The sequence below is a fragment of the Amycolatopsis sp. w19 genome, assembly GCF_051373225.1.
GTDB classification, from domain to species: domain Bacteria; phylum Actinomycetota; class Actinomycetes; order Mycobacteriales; family Pseudonocardiaceae; genus Amycolatopsis; species Amycolatopsis japonica.
In genome coordinates, this window is the sequence record NZ_JBPQFM010000029.1 from 18,960 (window position 1) to 44,147 (window position 25,188).

Annotated in this window: 12 protein-coding genes; 3 read left to right on the forward strand and 9 right to left on the reverse strand. The window is 71.1% G+C overall.

The features are described 5' to 3' along the window. The 6 genes from ACSMFO_RS35880 to ACSMFO_RS35905 all read right to left on the reverse strand — a co-directional run bounded on the left by ACSMFO_RS35880 (position 1) and on the right by ACSMFO_RS35905 (position 18,795). On the reverse strand, positions 1–11,472 hold the full coding sequence (locus tag ACSMFO_RS35880) for an SDR family NAD(P)-dependent oxidoreductase (protein ID WP_436462074.1): 11,472 nt from the start codon (positions 11,470–11,472) through the stop codon (positions 1–3). 400 nt (positions 11,473–11,872) lie between these two features. Then, positions 11,873–13,408, reverse strand: a complete 1,536-nt coding sequence (locus tag ACSMFO_RS35885; protein ID WP_436462053.1) for a long-chain-fatty-acid--CoA ligase — start codon at positions 13,406–13,408, stop codon at positions 11,873–11,875. Between the two features lie 12 nt (positions 13,409–13,420). Beyond that, complete coding sequence (gene hemA / locus ACSMFO_RS35890; protein ID WP_378426122.1) at positions 13,421–14,629, reverse strand: 5-aminolevulinate synthase; 1,209 nt, start codon at positions 14,627–14,629, stop codon at positions 13,421–13,423. Then, the gene (locus tag ACSMFO_RS35895; protein WP_436462054.1) at positions 14,626–16,191 is read right to left on the reverse strand and encodes an AMP-binding protein; all 1,566 of its coding nucleotides are present in this window, start codon (positions 16,189–16,191) and stop codon (positions 14,626–14,628) included. Before ACSMFO_RS35895 ends, hemA begins: the two co-directional genes overlap by 4 nt. Positions 16,192–16,195: 4 nt before the next feature. Continuing rightward, positions 16,196–17,419: a glycosyltransferase gene (locus tag ACSMFO_RS35900; protein WP_436462055.1), complete on the reverse strand. Its 1,224-nt coding sequence runs from the start codon at positions 17,417–17,419 to the stop codon at positions 16,196–16,198. 35 nt (positions 17,420–17,454) lie between these two features. After that, positions 17,455–18,795 (reverse strand): UDP-glucose dehydrogenase family protein, encoded by a 1,341-nt coding sequence (locus tag ACSMFO_RS35905; protein ID WP_436462056.1) that lies wholly within the window; start codon positions 18,793–18,795, stop codon positions 17,455–17,457. A 304-nt stretch (positions 18,796–19,099) separates the two neighbouring features. Here ACSMFO_RS35905 and ACSMFO_RS35910 point away from each other — a divergent pair, with 304 nt between their 5' ends. Next, complete coding sequence (locus tag ACSMFO_RS35910) at positions 19,100–19,588, forward strand: DUF1453 family protein (RefSeq protein WP_037345115.1); 489 nt, start codon at positions 19,100–19,102, stop codon at positions 19,586–19,588. Positions 19,589–19,902: 314 nt separating this feature from the next. Here the strand turns inward: ACSMFO_RS35910 and ACSMFO_RS35915 are convergent, their stop codons facing one another. Then, a complete protein-coding gene (locus ACSMFO_RS35915; RefSeq protein WP_436462057.1) occupies positions 19,903–20,658 on the reverse strand; it encodes a thioesterase II family protein in 756 nt (251 codons plus the stop codon). Between the two features lie 200 nt (positions 20,659–20,858). Here ACSMFO_RS35915 and ACSMFO_RS35920 point away from each other — a divergent pair, with 200 nt between their 5' ends. Next, positions 20,859–21,998, forward strand: a complete 1,140-nt coding sequence (locus ACSMFO_RS35920) for a sensor histidine kinase (RefSeq protein ID WP_051972420.1) — start codon at positions 20,859–20,861, stop codon at positions 21,996–21,998. A 75-nt stretch (positions 21,999–22,073) separates the two neighbouring features. Here ACSMFO_RS35920 and ACSMFO_RS35925 read toward each other — a convergent pair whose 3' ends face one another. After that, complete coding sequence (locus ACSMFO_RS35925) at positions 22,074–22,742, reverse strand: response regulator (RefSeq protein WP_436462058.1); 669 nt, start codon at positions 22,740–22,742, stop codon at positions 22,074–22,076. A gap of 177 nt (positions 22,743–22,919) precedes the next feature. Between ACSMFO_RS35925 and ACSMFO_RS35930 the strand changes: the two genes are divergently transcribed. Then, positions 22,920–23,459 (forward strand): DUF1453 family protein, encoded by a 540-nt coding sequence (locus tag ACSMFO_RS35930; protein WP_038510786.1) that lies wholly within the window; start codon positions 22,920–22,922, stop codon positions 23,457–23,459. Positions 23,460–23,522: 63 nt separating this feature from the next. Here ACSMFO_RS35930 and ACSMFO_RS35935 read toward each other — a convergent pair whose 3' ends face one another. Then, positions 23,523–25,184 carry a flavin monoamine oxidase family protein gene (locus ACSMFO_RS35935; protein WP_436462059.1) on the reverse strand — a complete coding sequence of 554 codons (1,662 nt, stop codon included), beginning with the start codon at positions 25,182–25,184 and terminating at the stop codon, positions 23,523–23,525. Positions 25,185–25,188: the final 4 nt, after the last annotated feature.

The window sequence follows — 25,188 nt, forward strand, 5'->3', positions numbered from 1 at the left end:
TCAGGCGGGGTCGGAAGCGTCGAAAGCGAGTGCGATCAGACGGTCGGCGTCCATCTCGTCGATGTCCGCGCCGCCGGGCGACTCGGTGGGGCGGTAGCCGGGATCGGCCAGCCGGGTCAGCAGGTCCAGCACGCCGGCTTCGCGGAGCCGGTCGGCGGGCACCGAGGCGAGGACCGCGCCGATACGGGCGACCTCGTCGTCAACGACGCTGTCGGCGCTGTCGGCGGGTGCCAGCCGGTCGCCGAGGATTTCGGCGAGCGCGGTGGGGGTCGGATGGTCGAACACGACGGTGGCGGGCAGCCGGAGGCCGGTCGCCGCGTTGAGCCGGTTGCGGAGTTCGACCGCGCTGAGCGAATCGAACCCCAGTTCCCGGAAGGCCTGCCGGACGCCGACCTGCTCCGGTGAGCCGAAGCCGAGTACCGCGGCGACGTTCGCGCGGATCAGGTCCAGCAGGGCCCGGCCACGGGCCGCCGGGGCGAGCCCGGCCAGCCGGTCGGCGAATCCGGCGGTCTGTGCTCCGGTGGCCGCGGCCGCCCGGCGGACCGGTGCCTTCACCAGCCCCCGCAGCAGGGGGTGCACCTCCGTGCCCCGCAAGGCGGCGAGGTCGATGTGCATCGGCAGCGGCGCCGGTTCGTACCCGGCACGGGCGGCGTCCAGCAACAATAGTCCGTCCTCAGTGGACAGCGGGCTCATCCCGGACCGCTTGAGCCGGGCGAGATCCGCTTCGCCGAGGTGGCCGGTCATCCCGCTCAACTGGGCCCAGAAACCCCATGCGAGCGAGACCGCGGGCAACCCCTGCGCCCGACGGTGCCGGGCGAGGGAGTCGAGGAAACTGTTGGCGGCGGCGTAGTTTCCCTGCCCGGCGTCGCCGAACGCGCCGGCGGCCGAGGAGAACAGGACGAATTCGGCGAGGTCCGCGTCGCGGGTCAGTTCGTGCAGGTTGACCGCGGCGTCGACCTTCGGCCGCAGCACCTTCGCCAGCCGCTCGGGGGTCAGTGTGGCGACGAGGCCGTCGTCCAGGACACCGGCGGCGTGCACCACCCCGGTCAGCGGATGTTCGGGCGGGACGGTGGCGAGCAGCTCCGCCAGCGCCGTCCGGTCCGCCGCGTCACAGGCGGCGATGGTGACCGACGCCCCGGCTGCGGTCAGTTCCGCTTCGAGTTCCGCCATACCGGCCGCGGCGCGGCCCCGGCGGCCGACGAGCAGCAAGTGCCGGACGCCACGCGCGGTGACCAGATGCCGGGCGACCAGAGCGCCGAGTGTCCCGGTGGCACCGGTGATCAGCACGGTCCCGCTCTCGTCCAATGTGGACGGGATGGTGAGCACGTTCTTGCCGATGTGCTTGGCCTGGCTCATGAACCGGAAGACCTCGGGCGCGCGGCGCGCGTCCCACACCGTCGGCCGGGGCACGGTGAGCGACCCGGCGCCGAACAGCTCCAGCAGCTCGGCCAGGATCTCGCCGATCCTCGGCCGTCCGGCGTCGAGCAGGTCGAACGCGCGATAGGTGACGCCGGGATGGGCGGCCGCGACCTCGTCCGCGTCACGGATGTCGGTCTTGCCCATCTCGACGAACCGCCCGCCCTCGCCCAGCAGCCGCAGCGACGCGTCGACGAACTCCTTGGCGAGCGAGTCCAGGACGACGTCCATCCGGCCGAACCGGTCCTCGAAGTCCAGCGTGCGGGAGGAGGCGATGTGCTCGTCGTCGAACCCGAGGCTCCGCAGCACTTCCCACTTGCCGGGGCTCGCCGTGGCGAACACCTCGGCGCCGAGGTGGCGGGCCAGCTGGACCGCGGCCATACCGACACCGCCGGTCGCCCCGTGGATCAGCACCTTCTCCCCCTGCCGGAGCCCGCCGAGGTCGACCAGCCCGTAGTAGGCGGTGAGGAAGACGACCGGCAGAGCCGCCGCTTCGGCGAACGTCCAGTCCACGGGCATCTCCGTGACCGTCCGCCGGTCGGCGATCGCGACCGGACCGAACGCGCCGTCGAACAGGCCGAAGACCCGGTCGCCGGGCTTCAGGCCGGTGACGCCGGAACCGATTTCGGTGACGATGCCCGCGCCCTCGCTGCCCATCACCGCGTTGTCCTCGGGATACATGTCGAGCGTGATGAGCACGTCGCGGAAGTTGATGCCGGCGGCCCGGACCTGGATCCGGACCTCGCCGTCGGCGAGCGGCCGGGCGGCGGCGGGCGCCGGGACGAGCGCGAGCTCTTCCAGCGTGCCGCGGCGGGGTGCGTCCAGCACCCAGGGGCTTTCAGGCGGAGTCAGCGTTCCGTCGGCGGAGACCTTGGCGAGCCTCGGCACGAGCAGTTCCCCATCCCGCCACGCGAGCTGCGCCTCACCGGTGGCCAGCGCCTCGGCGGGCAACGCCGGCGGAAGGTCGGCATCGGTGTCGAGCAGGACGATCCGATCGGGATTCTCGGCCTGCGCGGACCGGACCAGTCCCCAGGCCGCCGCGGCCCCGAGATCGCGGACGTCCTCGTCGCCGACCGCGCCGCGGGTGTGCAGCACCAGCCGCGCGTCGGCGAACCGCTCGTCGTCCAGCCAGGTCCGGATCAGATCCAGCACCCGGGCGGTCGTGCGATGGACGCTCTCGGTGAGGTCGCCCGCCTCGGATCCCACCGGCACCAGCACCACGTCGGGAACTTCGGCGAGGGCGGTCAGATCGCCGTCGGGCAGGACCGTGACGATCGGCGTCCCGATGGCTTCCGACGTGGTCACCGGCGTCCAGCCGACGCGGAACAGCGAGTCCGGACGTCGGGAGCTGGGCTGGGCGGCGGGCCGCGTGACCAGGCCTTCGACGGTCGCGACCGGCGCGCCCGCCGGGTCGGCCACCGTCACCGCGACGGTGTCCGCGCCCACGGCGAGCCGGACCCGCAGCGCCGTGGCGCCTACTGCGTGCACTGTGACCCCGGTCCACGCGAACGGCAGTTCCGCGCCGTCGCCGGACCGGACGGTGCCGAGGGCGTGGAGCGCGGCGTCGAGCAGTGCCGGATGCAGGCCGAACCGGTCCGCGCCCTCGGCGTCGGGCAGGACGACCTCGGCGAAGACGTCGGAACCCAGGGTCCAGGCCGCTCGCAGCCCCTGGAACGCGGGGCCGTAGCCGTACCCCTGGTCCTCGGCGTCGGCGTAGAAGCCGTCGAGGTCGACGCTCGTCGCGCCGGCGGGCGGCCATTCGGTCAGGCCCTCTCCCGGGTTCTCCTCCGAAGTCAGGAAGCCGGACGCGTGCCGCACCCAGGTGTCGTCACCGGATTCGGCCTGGGAGTGCACGGTGACCTCGCGGCGTCCGTCCACTTCGGACCCCAGGGCGACCTGGACGCGGACGCCGCCCTGCTCGGGAAGCGGCAACGGGGCTTCGAGGGTCAGCTCGTCGATCCGGCCGCAGCCCGCGTGGGTCCCGGCCTGCAGCGCGAGTTCCACGAACGCGGTACCCGGCAGCAGCACGGTGCCCTGCACCGCGTGGTCGGCCAGCCACGGCTGCGCGGCCGCCGAAATCCGGCCGGTGAGCAGGAGCCCGCCGGAACCCGGCAGCGCGGTCGCGGCGGTGAGCAGCGGATGTCCGGTGGCGCCGAGTCCGAATCCGGCGGCGTCGCCCGGTTCCCCGGCGTCGGTGAGCCAGAACTCCTGATGCTGGAAGGCATAGGGCGGCAGATCGACCCAGCCCGCCTCGGGCAGCAGCGCGGCCCAGCCGGGGCTCAGGCCGTGGGCGTGCGCCTCCGCCAGGGAGGTGACGAACCGGGTCGGTCCGCCCTCGTCACGGCGCAGGCTCGCGAGCGCGACGGCGGGCACGGCGGCCTCTTCGACGAGTTCGGTCAGCCCGGCGACCAGCACCGGATGCGGGCTCGTCTCGACGAAGAACCGGAACCCGTCCGCGATCAGCCGCCGCACCGCCTGGTCGAACCGGACGGTGGCCCGGAGATTGCGGAACCAGTAGGCGGCGTCGAGGGTGGTCGTGTCGATCGGCTCACCGGTGACGGTCGAGTACATCGGAAGTTCGGCTTCGCGCGGTGTGATTCCGCTCAGCGCCGTCACGACCTCGTGTTCGATCGCGTCGACGTGAGCCGAGTGCGACGCGTAGTCCACCGGGACCCGCTTCGCCCGCACGTCGAGCAGTTCGCACCGCTTGAGCAGCGCCTCCAGCCCCGCGACGTCACCGGATACGACGACGGAGGCCGGGCCGTTCACCGCGGCCACGGAAACGCCGTCGGGCAGCAGCTCCCGGACCCGGTCCTCCGATGCCGCGACCGACACCATCCCACCCAGACCGGACAGTGCCAGAATCGCCTTGCTGCGCAGGCAAACCACGCGCGCGGCGTCTTCCAGCGACAGCGCACCCGCGACACACGCGGCCGCGATCTCGCCCTGTGAGTGCCCGACCACGGCGGCGGGTTCGATCCCGCACGCCCGCCAGAGCCGGGCCAGCGACACCATCACCGCGAACAGCACCGGCTGGACGACGTCGACGCGTTCCAGCGCCGCCGCGTCGGACAGGACGTGCGTCAGCTTCCAGTCCACATGGGACAGCAGAGCGGTCTCGCAGTCGGCCATCGCTTCGGCGAAGACGGCCGACGAGCCGAGCAGGTCCACCGCCATCCCGGTCCACTGCGAACCCTGGCCGGGGAAGACGAAGACGGCCTTGCCGTTCTCGGCGACGCCACCGACCACGTGGGGCGCGGGGGCGGCGTCGGCCAGCGCGCGCAGCCCGGCGGTCAACCCGGCGCGGTCACCAGCCACCACCACGGCACGGTGGTCCAGCGCGGACCTGGTCACCGCGAGCGCCCGGGCCACCGCGGGCAGGGAGACGTCGTCGGCGAGGTGACCGGCGAGCCGGTCCGCTTGCGCGGCCAAGGCGGCGGAAGTCTTCCCGGACAGGACGAACGGCAGCACGTCACCACCGAGCGGCGACGTGTCCGAAGTGGACTGTTCGACCGGCTCCGCCTGCTCCAGGACGACGTGCGCGTTGGTCCCGCTGATCCCGAACGACGAGACCGCCGCGCGCCGGGGTCCGCCGTTTTCCGGCCAGGCAACGGGCTCGGCCAGCAGGGACACGTTCCCGGCCGTCCAGTCGACCTTGGTCGACGGCGTGCCGAGGTTGAGCGTGCGGGGCAGCACACCGTGGCGCATCGCCTGCACCATCTTGATGATCCCGCCGACACCGGCCGCGGCCTGGGTGTGGCCGAGGTTGGACTTCAGCGATCCCAGCCACAACGGCCGGTCCCGGTCCTGGCCGTAGGTCGCGAGCACCGCCTGCGCCTCGATGGGATCCCCCAGCGGGGTCCCGGTGCCGTGCGCCTCAACGGCGTCCACTTCGGACGGTTCAAGGCCGGCATCCGCCAGCGCCCGGCGGATCACCCGTTGCTGCGACGGACCGCTCGGAGCGGTGAGCCCGTTGGACGCGCCGTCCTGGTTGACCGCGCTCCCCCGCATGATCGCGAGGACGCGGTGACCGTTGCGGCGTGCGTCGGAAAGGCGCTCCACCAGGAGCATCCCGACACCTTCGCTCCACACCGTGCCATCGGCATCGTCCGAAAAGGACTTGCAGCGGCCGTCGGGCGCGAGGCCGCGCTGACGGCTGAAGTCCACGAAGACCTCGGGCGTGGCCATCACGGTCACCCCGCCCGCCAGCGCCATCGAGCATTCACCGCGCCGCAACGCCTGCGCGGCCAGATGCAGCGCCACCAGCGACGACGAACAGGCCGTGTCGATCGTGACCGCCGGGCCTTCCAGCCCGAAGGTGTAGGCGACCCGGCCGGAGTGGATGCTGGCCGAGGTCCCGTTGCCGAGGTAGCCCTCGACGTCGTCGGGCACGCGGTTCAACCCCGTCGCGTAGTCGTGGTACATCACCCCGGCGAACACACCGGTCCCACTGCCGCGCAAGGATTTCGGGTCGATCCCGGCCCGTTCGACGGCTTCGTGGGAGATCTCCAGCAGCAGCCGCTGCTGCGGATCCATCGCCAGCGCCTCACGCGGCGAGATCCCGAAGAAGCCCGGATCGAACTGCCCGGCTTCGTGCAGGAAACCGCCCTCGCGCACGTAGGTCGTGCCGCGGTGGTCGGCGTCGGGGTGGTAGACGCCGTCGGTGTCCCAGCCGCGGTTGTCAGGGAACCGGGTGATGCCGTCGTTCCCGTCGGCGACCAGACGCCACAGATCGTCGGGTGTGCTCACCCCGCCCGGATAACGGCAGGCCATGCCGATGATCGCGATCGGCTCGTCGGCCTCGGCCGGAGCGGACACGTCGTCCCGGACCGGAGCGGATCCGGCGGCGAGGAACGTCGCGACCGCGCGCGGGTTCGGGTGGTCGAACACCAGCGTCGGCGCGATCTTCAGCCCGGTGGCCGCGATCAGCCGGTTGCGCAGTTCCACGGCGGCGAGCGAGTCGAAACCGACCTCGGTGAACGCGCGATCCGGGTCGATCGCGTGGGCGTCCGGGTGCCCCAGGACGGCCGCGACCGTCGTCCGGACGAGGTCGAGCAGGGCCGCTTCGTCCAGTCCGCCGCGCGGCGCGGCCGACGGCGCCGGACGGGTGACCCGGACGAGTCCATTGAGGACCGCCGGAAGCCCTTCGGCGGAGACGCGGGCGCGCAACGCGGCGCGGTCCATCCGCATCGGCAGCAGCACCGGCCGGTCCGCCGCCAGCGCCGCGTCGAACAGCGCGAGCCCGTCCACTTCGGACAGTGCGAGCTGACCGGAGCGGGCGATCCGGCGCAGTCCCGCCTCGTCGAGCCGTCCGCCCATCCCGGTGGCCCACAGGCCCCAGCCCAGTGCGACGCCGGGGCGGCCTTCCGCACGGCGGCGGAGGGCGAGCGCTTCGAGGAAGGCGTTGGCCGCCGCGTAGTTGGCCTGTCCGGCGCCATCGAAGGTGGCCGCGGAGGAAGAGAACAGCACGAACGCCGACAGGTCGAGGTCGCGGGTGAGTTCGTCCAGGACGAGCGCGCCGGTGACCTTCGGCCGCAGAACGGCCGCCAGCCGCTCGTGGTCGAGCGTGGTGACGGTCGCGTCGTCGAGCACGCCGGCGGCGTGGACGACCGCCGACACCGGGTGTTCGTCGAGCAGCGCCGCGACGGCCTCGCGGTCGGCGATGTCGCAGGCGGCGACGGTGACGTCCGCTCCCAGCGCGGTGAGGTCGTCGACGAGCGGACCCGCGGCACCGCGACGGCTCACGAGGAGCAGACGGCGTACCTCGTGCCGCTCGACCAGATGCCGGGCCAGCAGCCCGGCGAGACCGCCGGTCCCGCCGGTGACCAGCACCGTGCCGCCAGTGGTGAACGACGCCGGGGCCGGGCTCGGGACCCGCGTCAGCCTGGGGACCAGCACCGCGCCGTCGCGGACGGCGAACTCGGGCTCCCCGGAAGCCAGTCCGGCGGCGAGGCCCTCTTCCCCCGTGACGTCGGCCAGCACCAGCCGGTCCGGGTGCTCGGCCTGCGCGGAACGCACGAGCCCCCAGACGGCGGCCGCGGCGGGATCGGGGTTTCCGGTGGCGACGGCGCCATCGGTGAGCAGCGCCAGGCGGGCCGGGGCGAATCGGTCGTCGGCGAGCCAGGCCTGGACGAGATCCAGCACGGTTTCGAGAGTGGTGCAACGGACGGCGACAACCGGTGGCACGTCGTCGACGGCGGTCAGGTCCGGGTAGAGCCGGTACTCAGCGGCGCCCGGCGTCCCGGGAAGCGGAATCCAGTCGACGCCGTACAGCGCGCCGTCCTGCGCGCGGGGCGCGGTGGAAAGGGGACGCAGGGCCAGGGATTCCACCGACGCGACGGGTTCGCCCGCACTGTCGGCAACCTTCAGAGACACCGAGTAGGTCCCGGCTTCGGCACCCGCGACGTGGTTCTCGAGCTTGACGCGCAGAACGTCGGCGCCGCGCGTGTGCAGGGTCACGCCGGACCACGCGAACGGCAGCGCCGCGGGGCCCCCACCGCCCCCGGAACCGAGTTCGAGCACGTGCAGGGCCGCGTCCAGCAGCGCCGGATGCACGCCGAACCCGCCCTGGGTCTCCGGCACGGCGGCGACCTCGGCGTAGAGGTCGTCACCGGACCGCCACGCGGCGCGCAGGCACCGGAACGCCGGCCCGTAGTCGAGGCCGGAATCGGCGAGCCGGTCGTAGAGATCGGAAAGGTCGAGAGGCTCACCGTGGGGCGGCCACACCCCGAAATCGGGAGCGGGTGCCGCGGCACCGAGCGTGCCCGAAGCGCATCGCGCCCACTCGTCGTCCTCGTTGTCACGGAAGAAGATCAGAAGCCTGCCGTCCCGGACCGACACCTGAACCTGAACGCCCGCTTCGGAAAGCACCATCGGCACTTCGAGGGTCAGTTCTTCGACGCCTCCGGAGCCCGCGAGCTCCGCGGCGCGCAACGCCAGTTCGAGCAGCGCGGTACCCGGCAGCACCACGTCGCCACCGACGACGTGGTCGGCGAGCCAAGGCTGGGTGAGCGGGGACAACCGGCCGGAGAGCAGCAGGGCACCGTCTTCGGCCGTGGTGACCGAGGCCCGCAGGAGCGGATGCCCGGTGTCGCCCAGACCGTAGGCGCCGGGATCCCCGGCGGCGTCCTGGTCGATCAGCCAGTACCGCTGCCGCTCGAAGGCATAAGTCGGCAAATCGGCCCTCGGGTGCTCGCCGAACACCTGGGGCCAGCCGGGTTCGGCGCCGCGGACCCACAACTCGGCCAGCGACGCGGCGAGCGCCTCCGCCTCCGGCCGCGACCCGCGCAGGCTCGGCACCAGCGCCGGCCCCTCACCGTCGAGGACCTCTGCGGCCATCGGGGTCAGCACCGCGTCCGGGCCGAGTTCCAGGAGCACGTCGACGCCGAGTTCGTCCAGGCGCCGCACCCCGTCGGCGAACCGCACGGGGCGGCGCACGTGCTCCACCCAGTACTCCGGCGCCGTCGCCTCGGTGATCAGCTCACCGGACACAGTGGACACCAGCGGGATCGCCGGCTTCCGGAAGGTGAGGATCTCGGCGAACCGGCGGAATTCGTCGAGCATCGCGTCCATGTGGTGCGAGTGGAAGGCGTGGCTCACCTTGAGCCGTTTGGTCTTGCGCCCGGCGAACGCGGCGGCGATCTCCTCGACCGCGGCCTCGTCGCCGGAGACGACCACCGACCGCGGGCCGTTGACGGCCGCGATCGCGAGGCGGTCGCCCAGCAGCGGCAGGATCTCGTCCTCCGTCGCCTGCACGGCGAGCATCGCGCCGCCCTCGCGCGTGTCCTGCATCAGGCGTCCCCGCGCGGCGACGAGCGCGGCGGCGTCGGAGAGCGAGAGCATGCCCGAGACGTGCGCGGCGGCCAGCTCGCCGATCGAGTGCCCGGCGACGTAGTCGGGGCGCAGGCCCCAGTGCTCGTACAGCCGGAACAACGCGACCTCGACGGCGAACAGCGCGCACTGCGCGTATTCGGTGCGATGCAGCAGCCCGGCTTCTCCGGTGCCCTCGGGGGCGAACACGATCTCGGCCAGCGGCCGGTCCAGTTGCAGGTCGAGATGCCCGCAGGCGTCGTCGAAGGCGGCCGCGAACACCGGGAACCGGCGGTGCAGCTCGCGGCCCATCCCGGCACGCTGGCTGCCCTGGCCGCTGAAGACGATCCCGATCCGCGCCGTCCCGGCCGCGGTCCCGCGGACCAGGCTCGGCAGGGCTTCACCGGCGGCCAGCGCGTCCAACCCGGCCAGCAATCCCGCGTGGTCGGCGGCGGTCACCACGGCCCGCCGCTCCAGGGCGGACCGGGTGGTGGCGAGTGCGGAGGCGACGGCGGGAAGCTCGCCGTCCGGCAGGTCTTCACGCAGCCGGGCGGCCTGACGGCGTAAGGCCTTCTCGTCGCGGCCGCTGACGGGGAACAGCCAGGAGGGCCAGGCTTCCGGCGCCGGCTCGGTCTCTTCCTCGGCGGGGGCCTGTTCGAGGACGGCGTGCGCGTTGGTCCCGCTCATCCCGAACGACGACACCGCCGCGCGGCGGGGCGCCCCGGTCTCCGGCCAGGCCGCGGTCTCGCCGAGCAACTCGACGGCGCCGGACGACCAGGCGACCTTCGGTGTGGGCTCGTCGGCGTGCAGGGTCTTGGGCAGCACCCCGTGCCGCATCGCCTGCACCATCTTGATCACCCCGGCCACCCCGGCGGCCGACTGGGTGTGCCCGATGTTCGACTTGACCGAACCGAGCAGCAGCGAGCGCTCGCGGTCGCGGCCGTAGGTGGCCAGCAATGCCTGTGCCTCGATCGGATCGCCGAGGACGGTACCGGTGCCGTGCGCTTCGACGGCGTCCACTTCGGACGGTGCGAGCCCGGCGTTCGCCAGCGCGCGCCGGATCACTCGCTGCTGCGCGGCACCGTTGGGCGCGGTGAGGCCGTTGCTGGCGCCGTCGGAGTTGATCGCGGTGCCGCGGACGACGGCGAGCACCCGGTGCCCGTTGCGCCGGGCGTCGGAAAGCCTTTCCAGCACCAGCATCCCGACACCTTCGGACCAGCCGGTGCCGTCCGCCGCGGCGGAGAACGGCTTGCAGCGTCCGTCCGGCGCGAGCCCGCGCTGACGGCTGAAGGCGAGGAAACCGCCGGGGCTCGACATCACCGCGACGCCGCCGGCCACCGCGATCGGGCACTCCCCCAGCCGCAGTGCCTGCCCGGCCAGGTGCAGGGCGACCAGCGACGACGAGCACGCGGTGTCCACCGTGACCGTCGGGCCCTCGAACCCGAAGGCGTACGAGACGCGGCCGGACGCGACACTCGCCGCGTTACCGGTCAGCAGATAGCCTTCGAGGCCTTCTTCCGCGCCACCGAGACGCGGTCCGTATTCCTGGGTCTCCGCGCCGACGAAGACGCCGGTCGCGCTCCCCCGCAAGGTGGCGGGATCGATGCCCGCCCGCTCGATGGCCTCCCACGACGTCTCCAGCAGGAGCCGCTGCTGGGGATCCATCGCCAGCGCCTCACGCGGCGAGATCCCGAAGAACCCCGCGTCGAAATCCCCTGCGCCGTCGAGGAAACCGCCTCGCCGGGTGTAGGTCTTGCCGGGCACCCCCGGGTCGGGGTCGTACAGCGATTCCACGTCCCAGCCGCGGTCGGCCGGGAAGTCCGACGTCGCGTCCCCACCCTCGGTGACCAGCCGCCAGAGGTCTTCCGGCGAACCGATCCCGCCGGGATAACGGCAGGCCATGCCGACGATCGCGATCGGTTCGTCGTCGGCGATCGCCTGATAGTCCTCGACCTCGGCCACGGCCTCCCCGGCGAGCAGATCCCGCAGGTGACCGGCGAGCGCCGACGGCGTCGGGTGGTCGAAGACGAGCGTCACCGGCAGTTCCAGCGCGGTGGCCGCCGAGATCCGCCGGTGCAGCTCCACGGCCGCGAGGGAATCGAACCCGAGTTCGGCGAAGGGCGTGCCGGGAGCCGCGGTCCCCGCGCCCGGCTTCGCCTCCAGCACCGCTTCGGTCTCGGCGACGACCAACGCGGCGAGCGCCCGCCGTCGCTCCCCGTCCGGGGTTTCGTCGAAAGCGGCCAGCACCGTGGCCCAGTCCGGCCGAACACGTCGAGTTCGCAGAATCAGTTCGTCTCGCATGGTCCGCATTTCGGGTTCGAGGATGGGATTCCGAAGCTAGTGCGGGAACGGACCCCTTTCGCACCCCTACGTGCCCCTGTTCACCGTCGTGCGCGGGGTGCGGGCAGGGGTCGGCGGGCGGCGGCGTGTTGCGAAAGCCACTTTCGCAACGTTGAAGGTTGCGAAAGTGGCTTTCGCAACGTCAGCGAGCGGTCTGGGCGCACGTCGCGAAAGCCACTTTCGCGACGTGTGATGTCCCGAAAGTGGCTTTCGCGACACGCGCCCGTATCCGGCTTGGGCCGAAGGCTCCCTTCGCCGCATCACATGCGGCGAACGGAGCCTTCAGCCCATCACCGTCGCACAAAGGTCAGCGCCCGAGCCGGTCCGCCAGCTCCCGCTTGAGGATCTTGCCGCTGGGCCCGAGCGGCATCGCGTCCAGGAACTCCACCCGGCGCGGATACTTGTAGGCCGCGACGCGCTTCTTGCTCCACAGCACAAGCTCCGCCGCCAGTTCCGGCCCGGGTTCCCGATCGGAAGCGGCCACGACGACGGCGCAGACCTCCTCGCCGTACCGGTCGTCCGGCACGCCGACGACCGCGACCTGGGCGATCGCGGGATGCCTGGCCAGCACTTCCTCGATCTCACGCGGATACACGTTGTAGCCGCCGCGAAGGATCATGTCCTTTTTGCGATCCACAATGGACAGATAGCCGTCGTCGTCGAGGAACCCGAGATCGCCGCTGCGGAACCAGCCGTCCACGATCGCGGCGGCCGTCGCCTCGGGGCGGTTCAGGTAGCCCGCCATCACGTTGTGCCCCCGGACGACGATCTCGCCGACCTCGCCCGGCGGCACGAGTTCGATCCGGTCTTCGGTCTCGGCACGCGCGATGGCGACGTCCACACCCCAGATCGGTTTGCCGACGGTGCCCGCGCGGGTCGGCCACGCGCGCTGGTTGTAGGCCACCACGGGAGAGGTCTCGGTGAGGCCGTACCCCTCGTAGATCGGGCAGTCGAACACGGCCTCGAACCGCTCCAAGAGCGCGACGGGCAGCGACGAACCACCGGAGAAGGCCCGGTCGAGTTTGGGTCGCCTCGGTTCGTCCTCGGCGGCCTCCAGCAACGCGACGTACATCGTCGGCACGCCCATGAACAGCGAGCAGTTCTGCTCCACCATCAGTTCCAGCGCGGCACGCGCGTCGAACCGCGACATCAGCACCATCGTCGCGCCGGCGCGGAAACAGGTCGCCATCCCGCAGATCTGGCCGAAGGTGTGGAACAGCGGCAGGCAGCCGAGCAGCACGTCGTCGGCATGGAAGTCGAACGGCGACAGCATCGTGGTGGCCACGTTCAGCACGATGCTCAGATGGGTCAGCATCGCGCCCTTGGGTTTCCCGGTCGTCCCCGAGGTGTAGAGGATCAGCGCGAGGTCCGAGGGTTCGCGCGGTTCGTACCGCTCGATCTCGGCCGCGGCCCCGGCGAGGACGTCGAGGCGGACGCGGCCGGTGTCGAAGTCCTCCAGCATCGTCAGGACTTCGACACCGGCCGTGTCGGCGGCCTCGCCGCCCTGCTCCAGCAGGGCGGCTCCGCAGATCAGCACCCGGGCGTCGCAGTCGGTGAGGATGTAGTGGATCTCCTCCGCGACGAGCAACGTGTGCACCGGCACGACGACCGCGCCGAGCGCCAGCGCACCGAAGTAGACCATCGGGAACTCCGGCGTGTTCGGCAGGAGCAGCACGACCCGGTCGCCGGCGGCGACCCCCTGGTCCCGGAGCGCGCAGGCGTACCTCTTCGCCCCGGCCCAGAGTTCCCGGTAGGAGAACGGTTCCCCGTCGAACACGAGCGCGGGGTGATCCGGCCGCCTGCCCGCCGAATCGGCGAGGACGGCCGCGAGGGACAAGGACACCGGACTCCCCTCTCAACCGCGGGGCAGACCGAGATCCAGCCAGATCTGGTCCAGCGCCTCGACCATCTTCTGCACGTCGCTGCCGGTGTGCACCGCCGACGGGGCCGTGCGCAGGATCTCCTGTCCGAACGGGACACTCGGCGCGTTGATCGACTGGATGTAGATCCCGTGCCGCTGCAACAGGAGTTCGTGCACCTTCTTGCAGAGCGCGTCGTCGCCGACCAGGATCGACACGATATGCGACTCGTCCGAGAGGAACGGGATCCCGCGTTCGGCGAGCAGTTTGTGCAGCAGCTGCGCGTTGTCCGCGAGGATCTCGCGCTCCCGCTCCGACGAACGCAGATGCCGGACCGCGGCGAGCGCTCCGGCGGCCACGGCGGGCGGCAGCGCGGTGGTGAAGATGAACGAACGCGAGTGGGTGCGCACGGCGTCGATCAGCGCGGCGGGCCCGGCGATGTACCCGCCGGTGGTGCCGAAGCCCTTGGCCAGCGTGCCCATCACGACGGTGAATTCGTCGGCGATCCCCTCGCGCGCGGCGATCCCGGCGCCTTCGGGGCCGTACATCCCGACGGCGTGCACTTCGTCCACATAGGTCATCGCGTCGTACTGCTTCGCCAGCGCGGCGAATTCCGCCAGCGGCGCGACGTCGCCGTTCATCGAGTAGACCGATTCGAACACGATCATCTTCGGCCGGTCGGCCGGAGCGGCGGCGAGCAGCTCGGCCAGATGCGCGACGTCGTTGTGGCGGAAGATCTTCTTCTCCGCGCCGCTGTGCCGCAGCCCGTCGATGATGGAGGCGTGGTTCTTCTCGTCGGAGAACACGATGCAGTCCTCGGGGCGGCCCGCCAGCACGGTCAGCGAACCGTCGTTGGCGGTGTAGCCGGAGGTGAACAGCAGCGCGTCCTCTTTGCCGTGCAGTTCGGCCAGTTCGCGTTCCAGCGCCACGTGGTAGTGGTTGGTGCCCGCGATGTTGCGCGAACCGCCCGCCCCGGCGCCGAACCGCTCGACGGCCTCCTTCATCGCGGAGAGCACGTCCGGGTGCTGGCCCATGCCGAGGTAGTCGTTGCTGCACCAGACGTTGATCTCGGCGACCGCTTCGGCCTCCTCGTACCGGCTGGCCGTCGGGAACCGGCCCGCCTGCCGCCCGATCTCCAGGAAGTCGCGTTTCTGCAGCACTTCGCCCTGCAGGGTGCGCTGGAAGGACTCCAGATAGGTGGTCATGACGTCAACTCGCTCTCTGGCTTGGCGTGGCTGGACTTGGTGGCGGGTTTCGCCTCCTCGCGGAGGCGGAGCTTGTCCGGCTTCCCCGCGTCGGTCAGCGGAAGCTCGGCGCGGAGCCGGATCTCCGCCGGTACGTGGCTCGGGGACAGCGCCCGCGCGACGTGCGCGGCCAGGTCGGCGGGATCCACGTCCCTGCCCCGGCGCGGCACCGCGATCGCGTGCATGTACTCGACGTTGTCCTCGTCGGCGACCCCGAACACCGCGGCCTGCGCGACGTCCGGATGGGCCAGCAGCGCGTTCTCGACCTCGGCCGGGTACACCTTGATGCCGTTGGTCTTGATCATGTCGGCGAGCCGGTCGACCAGGTACAGGTAGCCGTTCTCGTCGAGGTAGCCGACGTCGCCGGTGTGCAGCCAGCCGTCGATGAGGACCCGCGAGGTCAGGTCGGGCCGCTTCCAGTAGCCGTCCATCATCATCGGCGACCGGACGCAGATCTCCCCGGTCTTCCCGGCGGGCAGCTCGTGCCGCACGTACGGGTCGCGGATGCCGACCTGGACGAACGGGACCGCCTTGCCGACCGTGGTGAGCAGTTCCGGTTTCAGGTGCTCTTCCGGCGAAAGCGCGGCGATCACCCAGCTTTCGGTGGTGCCGTAGATCTGGATCAGCTTCGCGCCGAACACCTCCGCGGCCCGGGAGAGCCGCACCGGGGAGGCCGGGCTCCCGCCGTAGTAGAGCTCGCGCAGGCTGGAATGGTCGGTGGTGCCCAGTGCCGGATGGTCGAGCAGGTCGTAGAGCTGCGGGGTGGCCAGGTAGACCCGGTTGACCCGGTGGCGTTCCACGGCTTCGAGCACGGCGCCGGCGTCGAAACCCTCGTGCAGGACGATCATCCCGCCGGAGGCGACCGCGTCGTCCACTGTGGACGAGACGGAATGACTCAGCGGCGTGGTGACCAGCATCGTGCAGCGTTCGGTCATGTGCCGGGCCTTGGTGACCACCGCGCCCAGTCCGCCGAACCCGCGGCCGATGCCCTTGGGCCTGCCGGTGGTCCCGCTGGTGTAGGTCAGCACCGCGGTGCCCTCGGCTCGTGGCTCGACCTCGCTCGCGGTCCCGGTGATGTCGGCGACGTCGTCACCGAAGTCCCCGAAAGCCGCCAGCGCCGCCGGTTCCGCCATGGCGTCGCGGATCTTCCTGGCCCGGTCGAGGTTCGCCGCGTCGGTGAGCAGGACGGTGGTGCCGGTGTCGTCGACGATCTCGACCTGCGTGGCGATCGGGAGTTCGTCGAGCGGATCGGCGGCGTTGATCCCGCGCAGGTGCACCACGGTGGCACCGATCAGGTTGGCGGCGTACCGGCCGATCAGCGTCGCCGGGCTGTTCCCCACGGTCAGCAGGGCCACCACCCCGCCCTCGCCGGTCCCGCGGTCGCGCAGCGCGGCGGCGGCACCGGTGACGGCCGCCGCGAGTTCCGCCGAGGTCAGCGCTTCGTCGCCGTGACGCAACGCGATCTCGTCCGGCCGCGTGGAAAGCACGTCCAGCAGCTGGCTGACGTAGTGGTCGATCTGCACCGCGCTACTCCGTTCCCGCGGCCCGGCCGGCGAGCTCTTCGAGGTGGGCCACGGCGGACTCCACGCCCGGCATGGTCAGGCTCCGCCGCTGGGCCCGCGCGACGGTGGCCGCGATCCGGGTGTCGGCCAGCACCGCGCGGCAGGTCTCGGCGACCGCTTCCGGTGTGGTGGCGGGGATCTGCTTGCCGAACCCGAGTTCCTCGATGCGGCGGGCGTTGTGCGGCTGGTCGCCGAACTGAGGCAGCGTCGCCATCGGCACTCCGGCGCGCAGCGACTCGCGGATGCTGTTGTACCCGGCGTGGGTCAGGAACAGCTGCGCGCATTCGAGCAGCAGCGGCTGCGGCATCCGTTCGACGACGAGCACGTTGTCGCCGACCTCGACGTCGCCGATCGGGAACCCGGCCGTCGCCACCACCGCCGAACAGTCCACACTGGACAGTCCTTCGATCAGGGCACGCACCGTGACGTCGGGGTCTTCCATCTCCTCCGGCGGGTCGATGCCGAACGCCTTGAACGCGCCGAGCATGGGCAGCGCGGTGCCGACCGAGGCGAGCACCAGCGGCCGGTCCGCGGGCATCACGGCGATCTCCGGCGGCAGGACCTCGCCGGTGGCCACCTCCGACGGCTGGCGGTAGGTGAACGGCGTCGGCAGATCGAAGGCGGCGAACGAGGTGTCGGCGGGCAGGCAGTCGAAACGGCCGTAGCGGTGCACCATCCCGGCGTCGGGTTCGGCGGCGAGCCCCAGCTCCTGGCGGCGCTCGTTCAGCGGCTCCACCAGGCCCGCCGGGTCGATCAGGTTGCCCGCACCCGACGGCGCGCTGATGTACGGGACGCCGAGCTGCTCGGCGACCAGTGCGCCGGAAAGCTCCGCGCCGTCACGCACCACGATGTCGGGCTGGAACTCCTTGGCCAGCGGGTAAAGCTTCTGGTAGGCGGTGGTGACGTGCGGGCCGCTCGCGGTGGCGATCAGCTGATCACGCGTGTCGAGCACCCGGCGCGGGGTCCCGGCGGCTTCGGCCTCCTGACGTTCCTGCACCATCCGCCCGATGGCCTCGACCATGCCCGGAAGCACCGGCTCGATCCGCATCAGCCCTGGCTCGAAGACGTCGGCCAGTTCCGGCGGGGTCACGACGAGCACGTCGTGGCCCGCCTTCGCCGCCGCCCTGGCCAAGGGCAGCACCGCCCGTGCGTGGCCCTGCGAGCCGGTCACGGTGCACAAAACCCGCATGGGGTCCACCTTTCGTTTCTGTCCTTTGAGGACGGTCAGGGAACGGGGTCGAAGGACGGCGTGCGCACCGGGTCGACCGGGGGCCTGCCGAAGCCGCGCCAGGCGATGCCGGACCGGCTGAGCGCGTCGGGGTCGAGGTGGTTGCGGGTGTCGACGACGACCGGTCCTTCGAGCAGGCCGGCGATCCGCGGCCAGTCGAGGGCACGGAACTGCGGCCAATCGGTCAGCAGGACCAGTGCGTGCGCGTCCTTGGCGATGTAGTAGGGGTCGTCGACGACCCGGACGCCGGGGATCGGCGGTTCGGCGCCGGTGAGGCCGGGGTCGTACCCGGTCAGCTCCGCGCCGCGCTCGGCCAGCAGCCGGGCGACGCTGAGCGCCGGGGAATCCCGGAGATCGTTGGTGCCCGCCTTGAAGGTCAGCCCGAGCAGGCCGATCCGCAGGCCGGTGAGATCCGCGTCCGCGTCGAGTCCACAGGCGACGGCGATCCGTTCGACCACCCTGGACGCCTGTTTCGCGTTCCCGGAGATGACCTCGTCGAGCAGGCCGAACTCGAAACCCGCGACCTCGGCGACCTGTTTGAGCGCCATGGTGTCCTTGGGCAGGCAGGAACCACCCCAGCCCGGCCCCGGCGAGAGGAACGTCGGGCCGATCCGGCGGTCGTAACCCATGCCTTCGGTGACGTCGCCGATGTCGGCGTCGAGCCGCTCGCACAGTTCGGCGATGGCGTTCACATAGGACAGTTTCGTGGCGAGGAAACAGTTGGCGGCGTACTTGACCATCTCCGCGCTCGCCGCGTCGGTCAGCACCGTCGGGGCGCCGAGCCGGGCGTAGAGCGCCGCGACGCGTTCCGCCGGGCCGCGGGTGTCGGAACCGACGACGATCCGGTCCGGGTTGAGGAAGTCGTGGACGGCGGTGCCCTCGCGGAGGAACTCCGGATTGCTCACCACCGCGACGTCGTCCCGGCCGAGCAGCGCGGCGACCCTGGCCGCGGTCCCGACCGGCACGGTCGACTTGTTCACCAGCACGCAACCCGGCGAAAGCACGTCACGGACCTTGGTCGCGACGTCGACGACGGCCGACAGATCGGCCATCCCGCCCTCGCCCATCGGGGTGGGTACACAAAGGAAGACGGCTTCCGCGGTCTCGACGGCCTCCGCGGCCGATTCGACGAAACCGAGCCGTCCGGCGGCGATTCCCTCGGCGACCAGACCGGGCAGGCCCTTTTCCAGGATGTCGACCTCACCGCGCTGGAGCCGGGCCAATTTGCCGCGATCGGAATCGGTGCACCGGACCCGGTGTCCGAGCGAGGCGAGACACGCCGCGGTGGTCAGCCCGACGTATCCGGCGCCGACGACGGCCACTTGGTAGGAATGCAACGTGAGACACCTTTCAGTCGGCGAAATCCGGCTCCGAATTCCGGGAAAGGGGATTCGGAAGCGAGAGCCGATCGGGCCGGGAATTGGCGGTCCGGCCGATGAACCCGACAGTAGGATCGGCCTCGAAGCGCCAACAACCCCTAGCGACCGGTGCCCACCCCTAATCGCCGGTTCCCCGGTTCGGGTGGATCGGGGAATTCCACCCGGACGTCAACCCGTGGTTGGTCGCCGGGACGGGTGCCTGCTCCTACGCTCGTGATCGATACCGAACGAACAGGTCGCCCACAGCCGAGGAGAGTGCGCAGTGGACACCAGCACGCTGATCAACATCGCGGTCGCCATCGCCGTCGTCGTCTACGTGATCTACCAGCGCATGAGCTGGAAACCGCTGGAGAACGTGGAAATCTGGGGCGGGCCGCTCACCCTGGTCGCCATCGGGGTCATCCAGATGCGGCATCTGGACACCACCATCAGTGTGACCGACATCGTCTTCCTCGGCGTGGGCCTGCTGGTCTCGCTCCTGGGCGGCGCCGCGATGGGCGCGATGACGCAGCTGCAGCGGCGCGGCGACAAGGTCTACCAGCGGATCGGCGCGCTCGGTCTCGCCGTCTGGGTGGGCCTGCTGCTCGTCCGCGGCGTGCTCGGCGTGATCGGGCATTTCGCCGGCGCGACGCTGACCTCCGGCGGCGGCACCATCCTGCTCTCGCTGGGCGCGAACCTGATGGCGATGACGCTCGTGCTGTCCGCCCGCCTCGGCGGCGCCAAGATCCCGGGCGGCAGCCCGCAACGCTGACCCGGACGTCACTACCGCCGGCGAGCACGTGTGATCCCACGGACGACACAGGTGACTGAGTGGACGACACGCGTGTCCAGCCGGACGACTCAAGGCAGGACCGATCGCGTCCGAGTGCCGTCCACCCAGTCACGCGTGTCGTCCGTCGAATCACACGTGCCGTCCGCTCAGTCACGCAACCGAACCGGTCCGGGTCCGGTGGCCGGTGGCCGGTGGCCGGTGGCCGGTGGCCGGTGGCCGGTGGCCGGTGCCGCGAAAGCCACTTTCGCAACCTTGAAGGTTGCGAAAGTGGCTTTCGCGACGTCTTGGCCGCTTCACCGCCGCAGGACCGCGGCGGTCACCACCTCGGCGAACTCCTCGGGCCGAGCCTCCGGGAAACCGTGCCCGCCAGGGAAGACCTGGAGGTCGAACGGGCCGGTGGTGTACTCGTGCCAGGCGCGCGCCTCGTCGAGGGACACCGCCGGGTCGCTGTCGCCGACGAGCACCGTGACCGGACAGCGCAGCGCCGGCCCGGGTTCGGGCCGGTAGGCGGCCAGCGCCCGGAAATCGGCCCGGATGGCCGGGAAAGCGGCCTTGAGCAGTTCCGCGTCCCGCGCGCCAGGCGAGCCGGCGTCGCGAAGCGAGTACAGCTCGGTCACGAGGTCCTGATCCGGCAGCAGGTGGAGCCCGACGGAGCCGGACCGGGACGGGGCCGGGCAGCCGGACACGATCAGCGCGACCGGGCTCCCGGTCAGCACCTGCTCCAGCCGCCTCGCCACCTCGAAACCGACGACCGCGCCCATTCCGTGGCCGCACACCGCGAACGGCGCGCCCTCCCAGAGCGCGAGCGCCCCGGTGACCCGGTCGGCCAATTCCCCGATGTCTTCGGCACACGGTTCCGCGACCCGATCCTGACGTCCCGGATATTGCACCGCGTGCACCTCGATCCCCGGCGCGAGCGCGGCGGAAAGCGGGAAGAACGCATTCGCGGCCGCACCGGCGTCGGGCAGGCAGATCAGACGCGGTACCGACGGTCCTCCGGGCCGGAAAACACGGACCCAGTCCCCGGCATCGCCGCTTGGAGCGGTCATCGCAGGATTCCTCCGAAAGGGATGGGAATTGTTCGGCGGAGGGTCGGAGAGACCGCTTTCTTTCGCCTCGGCGAACACTAGCCGGACGCTTCCTGCGGAAACAACCGCGAGAGAGCGACCTCCTACCAACGGTGACGGTATTTCCACCCTCGGAATGATCGCCCGCGAGCGAAAAGTCGTGGTGGCCCTACGATCGTCGTATGACCGAAGCAGCGTCCGAAGAGGCCGAGGAACGTCGCTGGCGCTGGGCCGCGCCCGCCGCCGGGACGGCGCTGCTGGCCGTCACCCAGATGACGGCGACCGTCCCGGCCGGCGCCGGCTGGCTGTGGGTGCTCTACGCCGTGTCGTCGGCGAGCTGGCTGCTGTGGATCGGGATCAGCGAGCGCTTCCCCCGCGCCGCCCTGCTCCCGCTGGCCGCGGCGAGCGCGGTCCCGGCCTTCGGTACCGGTGCCGCCACCGACGGCACCGCCGTGATCATGACCTGCATCACCCTCGCCGCGTTCGCCTCACGGCTGGAACCGGGCACCGTCGCGATCATCGCGCTGATGGTCTTCGACGCCGCCGCCATCGTGGCCTCCAGCCTGCTCGGCCACCGCCCTTCGGAGGCGTGGCTGGGTGCGCTCGGCGCGGTCGTCATCGTGGTCCTCGTCGGATTCACCCGCCGCGGTCATCTGACCAGGGTCGCGCAGGCGGAACGGTTGCTGCACCAGGAACGGCTGGCGCACACCCGGGGCGTGCGCGCCGCGACACTCGACGAGCGCACTCGTATCGCCCGCGAGATCCACGACGTCGTCGCCCATTCCCTCGGCGCGCTGCGGGTCCAGCTGGAGGTGATGCACACGCTGCTGGTGGAGGAGGACGACACCGAAGGCGCCCTGCGTTCGCTCGCGCTTTCGCGAAGTCTCGCCGACCAAGGGCTCAGCGACGTCCGGGACGCCGTGGCGGCGCTGCGCGAGGACGTCCGCGCCCTGCCGGACGCGCTGAACGAACTGGTGCGGACCTTCGGCCGGGAACACGACACCCCGGCGGAGTTCACCATGCTGGGCGAGCACCGCGACCTCCCGTCGGCGCAGACGATCGCGCTGCTCCGGATCTGCCGGGAAGCGCTGACGAACGCGGCCAAGCACGCGGCGGGCGAGGCGGTGAGCGTCGAACTGGAGTACCCGCCGGACGAGGTCCGGCTGCACGTCCGCAATCCTCTCGCCGCCGCACCGGACCCCGGTCACACGCCGGGCTACGGCCTGACCGGGATGCGCGAACGGATCGAACTCGTCGACGGCACCCTGGTCACCGGTCCGGACGGCCGGTTCTGGGACGTCACCGCGCGGGTTCCGGGCTGAGGCGAACGTGCCGCCAAGCGGATCTCGCGTGTTTGAAGACGGATCTCGCGTGATCAGGCACGGAACTCGCGTGATTCAGTCCCGCACGTAACCCGCTTGGTACGCATACCGAACCGCCTGCGCCCGATCCCGGCTCCCCGTCTTGGCGAAGATCCGGTTGATGTGGCTCTTGACCGTCGTCTCGCTGACGAACAGTTCCGCGGCGATCTCCTTGTTGCTGCGCCCCGCCGCGATCAGCGTCAGCACATGGGCTTCCCGCTTGGTGAGCTTCGCGTCGTCCTCGGGCGGCGGCGCCGAAGCGGGCGCGGGCGCCAGGGCGGCGCCGAGCACTCGCCGCTGCACCCGCGGGTCGAGCAGGGCCTGTCCCGCCGCGGCCGCGTGCACCGCGCGCCCGATTTCGTGCTTGTTCGCCGATTTCGTCAGGTATCCCAGCGCTCCGGCCTCCAAGGCGCGCAGCACCCAGTCGTCGTCGGCGTAGGTGGTGAGCACGACGACCTCGATCTCCGGATGGTGTTCCTTGATCCGCCGGGTCGCCTCGACGCCGTCGCACCGGGGCATGGAGAGGTCCATCAGCACGACGTCCGGGCTCAGTTCCCCGGCCAGCCGCACGGCGACCTCGCCATCGGGCGCCTGGCCGACCACGGTGATCCCCGCGACCGTCCCCACCAGCAGGGCCAGCCCTTCGCGTACCGCCGCCTGGTCTTCGGCGATCACGATCCGGACCGGGGGCACTTCTTCGACCATGCCTGCATCATGGCCTGCCCTCACCGGTCCGCGCCACACGGCACTCCACCTCGAGGTGGACGCCGATCTCCAACCGGATTCCCACCCGCGCGCCGATGATCGGCGCGGCCGTTCGCCCTAGATTTCGGGACAACCGGCATCGAACTGCCGGATGGGGAGTCTTTCGAAGGAGTTTTGATGAGTGAAGCCATGCGAAACGCCCTCATCCTGAGCGGCGTACTGCTGGCGCTGGTGCTGTTCACGCACATCGGTCGCCACAAGGCCCACCTGGTCATCCTGATCCTGCCGTTCTTCACGTGCGCGCTGGTGGGCTGGGCGGTCCTCTACGACCTCAAGCTGACCACGCCGAACTCACTGGCCGGCCTGGTCGGCATCGCGGCGGGTGTCCTGATCGGCTGGGGATTGCTGAAGGGCACGAAGGTCGAGTGGGACCAGGAGAAATCCGCCGTCTACACCAGGGCGGGCTGGGTCTACTTGGGACTGTGGTTGTTCGTCCTGGTGGGACGGCTCATCTTCGTCTACACGCTGGAGCACAGCCACTCGTTCGCGGCCGACTTCGGCAAGTTCCTGATGGACACCGGGATCGACGCCGGCGGCGTCTCCGCCTTCTTCGTCACCATGGCTCTGACGATGGTCATCTTCCGCACCGCCGGGGTCTGGGTGTACCGGGCCAAGGTACTCAGGCAGGCTCAGCGAACCCCCAGTTACGCGAGCTGAGCACTGTCTCGCCTGCCCGGTCCGTCGACTATCCCCCAGTCGCCGGACCGGGCCTCGACCCGTTCAGGACTCGGGCAGTTCGATCGGCGCGATGTGCTCGAAGACGTCGCCGGGCCCGGGATTGCGCGGGTCGGTGGCCCCGCCGAGATGGCGCAGCGTCCCCCACACCGCGTTGAGCGCGCTGGTGACCGCCCCTTCGGCGAACCCGCCCATCCACGAGATGTCGTCACCGGCGAGGAACAGGCCTCGCTGGGCGGCGGGAAGGTCGTCTTGCCGGAAATGGGTGAACAGGCGGCGCTGGTAGCGGTACTGCCCCGGCAGGTTCGCTTTGAACGCGCCTTGGAAGTTCGGCTCGTTCTCCCAGGTGACGGTGACCGGGTCGCCGGTGATGTGGGAGCGGATGTCGACACCCGGGTAGATGTCGGCGAGCGCGTCGAGCGCGAGTTCGAGCCGCTCGGCCGGGCCGAGTGTCGCGAACTTGAGCGAATCGTCGTTCCAGGTATAGGAAAGGCACAACGCGGCCGGCGAATCCGGTCCGTCGTCGAACAGGTAGACGCTGCGCGGGGTCCGATCGGTCAGGGTCATCCCCATCAGTTCCTCGCCGGTGCGCGGATCGACGTCGTGCCAGAACGGCCGGTCGACCGGGACGAACAACTTCGAAGCGCCCATGTAGTGCGTGCGTTCCAGTGCGGTCCACACGTTCGCGGGCAGCAGCGGGCGCACCCCGGCGATCTTGGTGAGCAGCACCCGGTGCTGCGCGGTGAAGACCACGGCCGGATAGGTCCGCACGTCACCGTTTTCGTCCTCGACGGCGAACCCGTCCGCCGCCGGGCGCAAACCGAGGACGGCGGGACGCGGCGATCCATCGTGCAGCGAAGCGACCGACGTCCCGGCCGGCCAGAAGCGCGCCGAAGCGGGCGCGTGGTTCCACAGCCGCCGCGGGAGTTGCTGGCAACCGCCGATGATCTGCCGCGGCCCCTCTTCGACGCCGGTGTAGATGACGCGGAGGATCTCCAGTACCGAGTTGGGGAAGTCGGTGTCCCAGCCGCCGGTGCCGAAGCCGACCTGGCCGAAGATCTCGCGATGGCGGAACGAGGCGAACGCCGTCGACCGCGCCAGGAAACCGTAGAAGGACTGGTCGTCGAGTTCGGGCAGCAGCCGGTTCCAGATCGCCTTCACCATGGCGGTGTCGCGCATCCGGATGGCGTCGCGCATGGTGGACAGATCGGCCAGTTCCTGCAGTGCCTTGTGCCAGGCGTCGTCGACCTCGTGGAAAACCGACGGGAGATCCGCCGGGGTCCGCGCGCGGTAGGTCACGCCGTCGAGGTTGATCACCGTGGTGGAAGTACTGCGGGACAACGGGTTCGCGAACGGCTTGGTCTCCAGGCCGACCTCGTCGATGTACCGGTACAGGGTGGTGGCCGAGGGCGGGAACCGCATCGCGCCCATCTCCGCGACCGCGCCGTACTCACCCGCCAACGGGATCGAGCGCATCCGGCCGCCGATCTGGCCCGCTTCGTAGACCACCGGTTTCAAGCCGAGACGCAGCAGTTCGTAGGCCGCGACCACACCCGCTATCCCGCCGCCGACGACGGCGACCTCCTGGCCGAGACGGTCCGGCGGCAGTTCGCCGAGCCCGGCCGGATGCGCGAGCCAATCGTCGTAGGCGAACGGGAAATCAGGGCAGAGAGTGGTCAGCGGGGGCGCGAAATCGGCTGCGGTCATCGTG